The sequence below is a fragment of the Sphingopyxis sp. Geo25 genome (genome assembly GCF_949769135.1).
In the GTDB taxonomy this organism is placed as follows: Bacteria; Pseudomonadota; Alphaproteobacteria; order Sphingomonadales; family Sphingomonadaceae; genus Sphingopyxis.
The window spans coordinates 1-1,113 of the sequence record NZ_CATKOZ010000022.1; the positions used below are offsets into that span (position 1 = coordinate 1).

At 55.5% G+C, this 1,113-nt stretch carries 1 protein-coding gene; it reads left to right on the plus strand.

The features are described 5' to 3' along the window. Positions 1–352: 352 nt before the first annotated feature. Positions 353–922: a hypothetical protein gene (locus QOL68_RS18905; RefSeq protein WP_282950492.1), complete on the plus strand. Its 570-nt coding sequence runs from the start codon at positions 353–355 to the stop codon at positions 920–922. Positions 923–1,113 lie beyond the last annotated feature (191 nt).

Genomic DNA, 1,113 nt, shown 5'->3' on the forward strand with positions numbered 1-1,113 from the left:
GAGATTTAGGCTCAGGTTGGCAGCCGCAAGATGGGGGAGGCGAGCCAACGGAGAGGCGCTCAACGGGCATGACTGGTCAGTCGCCGTCAAACAGATTTCGGCACAGAAGATTTCGGCACAGAAATGGTGTAGCTGCCATTATGAAGCACCGCTCGGGGTGACTTCGGGACGGGGCTGTTCTCCATCCTCGTAAATTCTCGCTCGCGGAGGTCGGCCGCATCCTTAGCGACCAATTCGGCCTCCTTCTTTGGTAATCTTTTCACTTATCGTCCCGGTGTGACTTTGGTGGCGAATGAAACCGTTCCAGGGTCTCTCATTATGCTGCTGATATTCCCCTAGGACAGACAATGACATGACGAGCAACGGCGACCTATTCTCACCCATAGGCGATATTGGCTTCGCCGGGCTGCTGCTGGCCGATCTGGAGAGCGAACTTTCTGAAAAAGTCGGCCGCTTTCGAATGCTCGCCGACCTATGTGAATCTCTAGGAACGGGCGGCACCCTCATGCCGGGCGGCCAAACGACATTTGCGGCATGGGCCGAGCTTCGTTCAAGCTTCGTCCACGGAAATCTCGTGGCTACCATCCTCTTAGCTCAGGCGCTGGTTGAGAATATTTTGGCCGCCAATTTGGTGCTGCGACTTAAAGCACAGGCTCTACCTCCGAAGGTAAGCTTTTCCGAGACCATCAAACGGTCGATCGAGGGCGGCACCATCTCCGACGAGCTGGCCAAGGACCTGCGGAGACTCTGCGAGTTGCGAAATCCGCTGACGCATTTTCGGGATATCAACGATCCGGCGAATTTGACCAGGCGAATTATGGATTCCCAGGTTGGTCTTGAAGATCATCTCCGCCGCGACGCCACCTTTGCGCTGACGACAGCAGTGCGCGTTCTCGCGCTTCCATCGTTTCGCGTCGGATGAAGCGCAAGCGACGGTCGAAGCTTGCGGCTACGCTCCGCCAGATGATTGCCTCTGATGAATGTTGAGTCGCGGGTGTGCAGGTTTTCGGACCGAGGACGATACGTCTCGCAAATCCGTCCTTTACCGGTTATGCCGTCAGATCAATTTGGGGGAATGTAATGCAAGTCGTCTCGGTGATAAATTACAAGGGT

Coding starts and splice junctions, on each gene's coding strand:
- QOL68_RS18905 (WP_282950492.1), top strand. CDS start 353: ATGACGAGCAACGGCGACCTATTCTCACCCATAGGCGATATTGGCTTC.